The organism is Ruegeria sp. (assembly GCF_028066395.1).
Lineage (GTDB): Bacteria > Pseudomonadota > Alphaproteobacteria > Rhodobacterales > Rhodobacteraceae > Ruegeria.
Map to the genome: position 1 here is coordinate 1 of NZ_JALCBM010000111.1, position 6,979 is coordinate 6,979.

Annotated in this window: 4 protein-coding genes and 2 tRNA genes; 3 read left to right on the plus strand and 3 right to left on the minus strand. The window is 60.1% G+C overall.

The genetic code is table 11. The annotated features are described in order from the left end of the window. The first annotated feature begins 197 nt into the window (after positions 1-197). Positions 198-1,328, plus strand: a complete 1,131-nt coding sequence (tgt, locus tag MPJ51_RS21050) for a tRNA guanosine(34) transglycosylase Tgt (RefSeq protein ID WP_298390907.1) — start codon at positions 198-200, stop codon at positions 1,326-1,328. A gap of 202 nt (positions 1,329-1,530) precedes the next feature. Next, entirely contained in the window at positions 1,531-3,942 is a 2,412-nt protein-coding gene (gene lon / locus MPJ51_RS21055; RefSeq protein ID WP_298390909.1) for an endopeptidase La, read from the plus strand. A 48-nt stretch (positions 3,943-3,990) separates the two neighbouring features. Here the strand turns inward: lon and MPJ51_RS21060 are convergent, their stop codons facing one another. From MPJ51_RS21060 to MPJ51_RS21070, 3 genes are all read right to left on the minus strand, one after another. Further along, on the minus strand, positions 3,991-5,577 hold the full coding sequence (locus MPJ51_RS21060) for an APC family permease (protein ID WP_298390911.1): 1,587 nt from the start codon (positions 5,575-5,577) through the stop codon (positions 3,991-3,993). Positions 5,578-5,695: 118 nt separating this feature from the next. Further along, a tRNA-Val gene (locus MPJ51_RS21065) sits at positions 5,696-5,770 on the minus strand. An 88-nt stretch (positions 5,771-5,858) separates the two neighbouring features. Further along, on the minus strand, positions 5,859-6,587 hold the full coding sequence (locus MPJ51_RS21070) for a porin (RefSeq protein ID WP_298390913.1): 729 nt from the start codon (positions 6,585-6,587) through the stop codon (positions 5,859-5,861). Between the two features lie 315 nt (positions 6,588-6,902). Here MPJ51_RS21070 and MPJ51_RS21075 point away from each other — a divergent pair. Beyond that, positions 6,903-6,979 (plus strand) — tRNA-Asp (locus MPJ51_RS21075).

The following is a 6,979-nucleotide window of genomic DNA, read 5'->3' on the forward strand; positions in this document are numbered from 1 at the left end:
TGGTGGATGGTCCCGAGATCGGGGCCACGCGCGCCGATCCGTCCCGGCCGCCGGTTTCGGTCTGTCGTGACGTTGACGGGGCAGGGGTTGTGCGACTGTTCACCGACCGGGTCTGCTCGTTACCCTGACGGGTTGCAAAGCGCTGCCGGATCGGGCACATCCTGCCCGTTTTCCGCCACCGCGCCCCGAGGCCCCTGATGACCGACCGTTTCTCATTCGACCTGAAAGCCACCGATGGCAAGGCCCGCACCGGTGTGATAAACACGCCGCGCGGTGAGGTGCGGACGCCTGCCTTCATGCCGGTGGGCACGGCGGCGACGGTCAAGGCGATGATGCCCGAAAGCGTGCGCGCCACCGGGGCCGACATCCTGCTGGGCAACACCTATCACCTGATGCTGCGCCCCACGGCGGAACGGATCGACCGTCTGGGCGGCTTGCACAAGTTCATGAATTGGGAACGGCCCATCCTGACCGACTCGGGCGGGTTTCAGGTGATGTCTCTGGCCGGGCTGCGCAAGCTGACCGAGAAAGGCGTGACCTTCAAATCCCATATCGACGGCTCGAAACACGAACTGACACCGGAACGGTCGATGGAAATCCAGCGCCTTCTGGGCTCGGATATCGTCATGTGTTTCGACGAATGCCCGGCGCTGCCTGCGGATCGCGACCGGATTGCCGAGTCCATGCGTCTGTCGATGCGATGGGCAGAACGGTCGCGTGAGGCGTTTGGCGACCGACCCGGCCACGCCTTGTTCGGGATCATGCAGGGCGGGTTGGAACCCGACCTGCGCGAAGAAAGCGCCGAGGCACTGAAACAGATCGGTTTCGAAGGTTATGCCATCGGCGGTCTGGCCGTAGGTGAGGGACAAGATGCCATGTTCGACTGCCTCGACTACGCCCCCGATTACCTGCCTAAAGACAAGCCGCGTTACCTGATGGGCGTTGGCAAGCCCGATGATATCGTCGGCGCCGTGGCGCGTGGCGTGGACATGATGGATTGTGTGCTGCCGTCCCGCTCGGGCCGGACCGGGCAGGTGTTCACCCGCTACGGCGTGGTCAACATCAAGAACGCCCGCCACTCCGACGACCCGCGCCCGTTGGATGAGCAATGTACATGCCCCGCCTGCACCAACTACTCGCGCGCCTATCTGCACCACGTCTTCCGCGCCAATGAGATGATCTCGGGCATGCTGCTGACCTGGCACAACCTGCACTACTTCCAAGAGATCATGGCAGGCATGCGCGACGCCATCGCGGCGGGCATGTTCGATGCCTGGCAGGCCGAGTTCCACGCGCAGCGGGCGCAGGGGGATATCGACCCGCTGTAACCGGCCAACCAACAAAAATGGTGGATATCTGCGCAGGACGCCTTGCAGTCGGTCAGACCTCGGGTCATTCTGAAATCTGATACATGATGGTGAGGTTGAAAAGCGCGTGTCAGCGCCCCACCTTAACCATCCAAGACAGGAGACGGCCAAGGGTTGCCTGCATCAGGGACCGGTGCCGTCTTGCCAACGATAAGGATTGAGCATGCAAGAGCCTCTGAATTCCTCATACCCCGTCCTGCCGCTGCGCGATATTGTGGTGTTTCCGCATATGATCGTGCCGCTGTTTGTGGGCCGTGATAAATCGGTCCGCGCGCTGGAAGAGGTGATGCAGGATGACAAGCAAATTCTGTTGTCCAGCCAGATCGACCCCGGCGTCGATGACCCGGATACCGACGGCATTTACCGCTCGGGTGTTCTGGCCAATGTGCTGCAACTTCTGAAACTGCCCGATGGCACCGTCAAGGTGTTGGTCGAGGGTCAGGCGCGTGTGGAAATCACGGAATTCCTTGAAAACGAAGACTTCTTCGAGGCCCGCGCCGAATATCTGACCGAAATCCCTGGCGATGTCACCACGACCGAGGCGCTGCTGCGCACCGTTGCGGATGAGTTTGAGCGTTATGCCAAAGTGCGCAAGAACATCCCCGAAGAGGCGCTGACCGCTGTGGGCGAGACCACCGAGCCTGCCAAGCTGGCCGATCTGGTCTCGGGCCATCTGGGCATTGAGGTCGAGCAGAAACAGGAACTGCTTGAGACACTTTCCGTCAGTGAACGGCTTGAGAAGGTTTATGGCCTGATGCAGGGCGAAATGTCGGTTCTGCAGGTCGAGAAAAAGATCAAGACCCGCGTCAAATCCCAGATGGAGAAGACGCAGCGTGAGTACTATCTGAATGAGCAAATGAAGGCCATTCAGAAGGAGCTTGGCGATGGTGAGGATGGCAGCAACGAAGTTGCCGAGCTGGAAGCCAAGATCAACGAGACCAAGCTGTCTAAGGAAGCGCGCGAAAAGGCGGATGGTGAGCTGAAGAAGCTCAAGAACATGTCGCCCATGTCGGCCGAGGCTACAGTCGTCCGCAACTATCTGGACTGGATTCTGTCGCTGCCCTGGGGCACCAAATCCCGCGTCAAAAAGGACCTTGGCCGCGCGCAGGACATTCTGGATGCCGATCACTATGGGCTTGAGAAGGTCAAAGAGCGGATCGTTGAATATCTTGCCGTTCAGCAGCGGTCGAAAAAGCTGAAAGGTCCTATTCTGTGTCTTGTTGGCCCTCCGGGCGTGGGTAAAACCTCGCTGGGTAAGTCCGTTGCCAAAGCTACTGGGCGCGAGTTCATTCGCATCTCGCTGGGTGGCGTGCGCGACGAATCCGAGATTCGCGGGCACCGCCGGACTTACATTGGTTCGATGCCCGGTAAGATCATTCAGGCGCTGAAAAAGGCGAAAACCACGAACCCGCTGATCCTGCTCGATGAAATCGACAAGATGGGGCAGGACTTCCGTGGTGATCCGGCGTCGGCCATGCTTGAGGTGTTGGACCCGGAACAGAACAGCACGTTTATGGATCACTACCTTGAGGTCGAATATGACCTATCCAACGTGATGTTCCTGACCACGTCGAACAGTTACAACATGCCTGGGCCTCTGCTGGATCGGATGGAGATCATTCCGCTGGCTGGCTACACCGAGGAAGAAAAGAGCGAGATCGCCAAGCAGCATCTGATCGATAAGCAGGTCAAGAACCACGGTCTGAAGGCCAAGGAGTTTGAACTGACCGATGAAGCTCTGCAAAAGATCATCCGCACCTATACCCGCGAGGCGGGCGTGCGGAACCTGGAGCGCGAAATCGCCAAGGTGGCGCGGAAATCTCTGACCAAGATCATCAAGAAAGAGGCCGAATCCGTCACGGTGACGCCCGACAATCTGGATGATTTCCTGGGCGTGCCCAAGTTCCGCTATGGTCTGGCCGAACAGGATGATCAGGTCGGTGTGGTCACCGGTCTGGCCTGGACCTCCGTGGGCGGTGATCTGCTGCATATCGAGGCGTTGAAACTGCCCGGTAAGGGGCGGATGAAGACCACCGGTAAGCTGGGCGATGTGATGAAGGAATCCATCGACGCGGCCTCGTCCTATGTGCGGTCCATTTCGCCTCAGATCGGGGTGAAGCCGCCGAAATTCGATTCGATTGACATTCACGTCCACGTCCCCGACGGCGCTACGCCCAAGGACGGGCCGTCGGCAGGTCTGGCGATGGTGACCTCGATCGTTTCGGTCCTGAGCGGCATCCCGGTGCGCAAGGATATCGCCATGACGGGCGAGGTCTCGCTGCGCGGTAACGCGATGCCGATTGGCGGGCTAAAAGAGAAGCTGCTGGCCGCCCTGCGTGGCGGGATCAAGACGGTTCTGATCCCGGAAGAGAATGAAAAGGATCTGGCCGATATCCCGGACAACGTGAAGGAAGGGCTGGAGATCATCCCGGTCAAACATGTGTCCGAGGTTCTGGAACAAGCGCTGGTGCGCAAGCCAGAGCCGATTGAATGGGACGAAGCCGCCGAAGAGGCCGCCGCTGCCGCCGCCGCAAAGGCGGGTGGGGGCGAAAGCCAATCCGCCACGGCGCACTGATCCGGTTGAATTCCTTGGAAAAGGGCGGGGCTGTGGCCTCGCCCTTTTTTACAGGCCGATGACGGGTTTTGCGGGGTGCAGAACCTCTTCCTCGGCGATATAGGCGTTGAATTTCCGCGCGGGCAGGGCCGAGCGGATGGCCAGCGCGAAGATCACCGCCGAGAACAGGATGCACAGTAGAATATCCCAGCCGAAGGGGATTTGTTTCAACGCACCGTCGCCGAATTGGCCGAGAAGGGAAATCAACCCGATCCCGCCGAAATAGGGGACCAGCCACAGGGCCTCGGTCACGTCCATCTCGTCCAGACGGTTGTGAAACCGGATCAGCAGCAGGACCATCCCGACAATCAGCGCGATGCCCAGCCGCCAAACGGTGTCCCAGCCGCTCCAATACACAATCAGGGTTGCGATGGCGAAGGCGGACAGGCCGACCAGTTTGACCGCGGGGATGCGGATGGAACGGGGATGGTCGGGCAGCAGGTCACGCAGGCAGACCACGGCAATCGGCCCGACGGCAAAGGACAGCACAATCGCCGCGCCGTTCAGGGCGATGACGGTGGTGAAGGGCACGGTCAGCAGGAAAAGGATGCCGATCAGAAAGTTCAGCGCCAACGCCCAAAGCGGCACCCCGAACGAGGACAGCATCTGCAACCGTTTTGGGAGAAACCCGTTCTGCGACAGCGCCATTGCGATCCGCGCGTTCGATCCGGTTGCCACCAGCCCGTTGCCGAATGGCCCGATGACCGAGCCGATATTCAGCAGGCTGAGGAACCACAGGATACCCACCGACATGATGACCCCATCCAGCGGACCTTGCCCGCCAAAGCTGAGGCTAGCCCAGCCCGCGTGGATCATCTGCGGGTCCAGCGCGCCGATGAAGGCGATCTGCAGGCCCAGATAAATGGCGGCACACAGGAGGATGGACAGGACAAGGGCGGCGGGGATGGCGAATTTCGGGTTCCGGACTTCGCCGGCCATGTCGACCACGTGCCGGAAGCCGATAAAGGAAAAGATCACGCCGCCCGTTGAAACGGCCGCCATGATTCCCTGCAACCCGTAGGGGGCAAACCCGTCCGGCCGGGTGAAGTTCTGCGCATCAAAGCGGGTGGCGATCAGCAGCACGGACAGGATCACGGGAATCGCGATCTTGGCCCAGGTCAGCACTGCGTTGACATGGGTGAAGAATTTGACCCCCAGCGCGTTGACCGCCACAAACAGCAGCATGAAAACCAGCGCCACCGCGACCCCGGCTCCGGTCAGATCGCCGGTCTCCGCCGCATGCAGCCAGGGCGCATAGGGGGCGAGGTATTTCAGCATCGCCTCAACCTCGATCGGGGCGGTGGTGTTGTAGCCGATCCAGGCGGTCCAGCCCATCGCCATTGACACGATATTGCCATGTGAAAACTGCGGCACCCGGGCAATCCCGCCGGGGATGGGCAGCATGGCCGATATTTCAGCAAAGGTGATCGCCAGAATGAACATGGCGGCGGCCCCGATGATCCAGGACAGAATCGCCGCGGGCCCCGCATGCTGTACGGCCAGCAAAGGCCCGAACAACCAGCCCGACCCGATGATTCCCCCGACCGAGATGAAGGTCAGGCCGATCAGGCCAATGTCGCGTTTCAGTTTCGCCATGTCCCGGACCCGCCGCGCTGCGCCGTGAAGGGCACGGCCATCACCGGCAGGATAGGCGGGGGATCAAAGATGTGACAAGCCCGGCTGTCCATATCCGGTGTCGCGATCAAAAGGGGAATGGTGGGTGATAAGAGATTTGAACTCCTGACATCTTCGATGTGAACGAAGCGCTCTACCACTGAGCTAATCACCCGTAAGGATGCCTCTTACAGCGACTCATTTCCGGCTGCAAGGGGGCAGGGGATGCAAAAGCCCCGGCGGGTTGCGCCGGGGCGAGGGGTTTAGAGACCGGGCAGTTTGCTCAGCACGCCGCGACGGCCAAAAGTGGTGCCGCGCGCGTTGCCCAGATTTACCCGGACGCCAAAGCCCACATAGGCCTCGTTCGAGCTGCCGCTGACAATCGGAGAGCTGAGATGCGCGGTTCCCAGCGTGCCGTAAATCTCGGCATTGTCGGCCACCGCGTAGTTTGCGCCAATCGAGAACATGCCGGAATTCAGGATGCCAGCGATGTTGTCCACCAGATCGTAATTGGCCGAGAATTGCCATTTGTCATCAATATCGCTGACAACCGAGATGCCGAACAGCGTGCCGTCAAGGCCCGAGAAATCGACAACCTCCTGGCGGCCCAGATAGCCTTCGATTGTAGCTTTGCCCGCGTCGAAACCGGCCTCGATGCCGTAGAAGTCAAAGTCGGCCCCATCCGAGTTTTCACGACCGATAAACGCACCGAAAGATGCGTTTGATGCCGTGTGCAGGTTCGCGTGCAGGGTCCAGTTGGTTGTGGTGCCATCCAGGTTTTGCAGCCGATACCCGCCCAGATCCAGCTGGGTGCTAAAGGATTTCGAAAAGGCAAGCTCACCCGAACCGCTCAGGTTGTATTTGTCGCCCAGAGCGCTGTCGGTGAAGGTGGAGTAGCCCAGATCGACATATCCGCCGGTCAGTTCCACGGCCTGAGCAGAACCGGCAACCAGAGTGGTTGTCAATGCACTGCTAAGAAACAATTTTTTCATAATTCTGCTCCGTCTTTTTGCATTTGGCGTGGGGCTTGTTCTGCAACCCCTTGCGCAAGGCCGCCCTAAATGAGGGGGCCGGGAATGTGTATCCGGGTCGGCCAATAATGGCGAGATGTTGCATCGTTAACACATTCACCAGTTGAGCGGTTCGAAGCCCCGATCCGCGCCGCATTCTGACGGGTGACGGAAGGGCCCCGCTGCGGGCGGCGCGGGTTAAAATTCGCGATTTCGGAAAAAACTTCAAAACGCCGCTTGACGATATCCGGGCGGGACCATAATACACCCCAACGTTCAGCAACGAACGGGCAGCGGGCGGTTGTAGCTCAGTTGGTTAGAGTACCGGCCTGTCACGCCGGGGGTCGCGGGTTCGAGCCCCGTCAACCGCGCCA

Coding starts and splice junctions, on each gene's coding strand:
- MPJ51_RS21070 (WP_298390913.1), bottom strand. CDS start 6,587: ATGAAAAAATTGTTTCTTAGCAGTGCATTGACAACCACTCTGGTTGCC.
- lon (WP_298390909.1), top strand. CDS start 1,531: ATGCAAGAGCCTCTGAATTCCTCATACCCCGTCCTGCCGCTGCGCGAT.
- MPJ51_RS21060 (WP_298390911.1), bottom strand. CDS start 5,577: ATGGCGAAACTGAAACGCGACATTGGCCTGATCGGCCTGACCTTCATC.
- tgt (WP_298390907.1), top strand. CDS start 198: ATGACCGACCGTTTCTCATTCGACCTGAAAGCCACCGATGGCAAGGCC.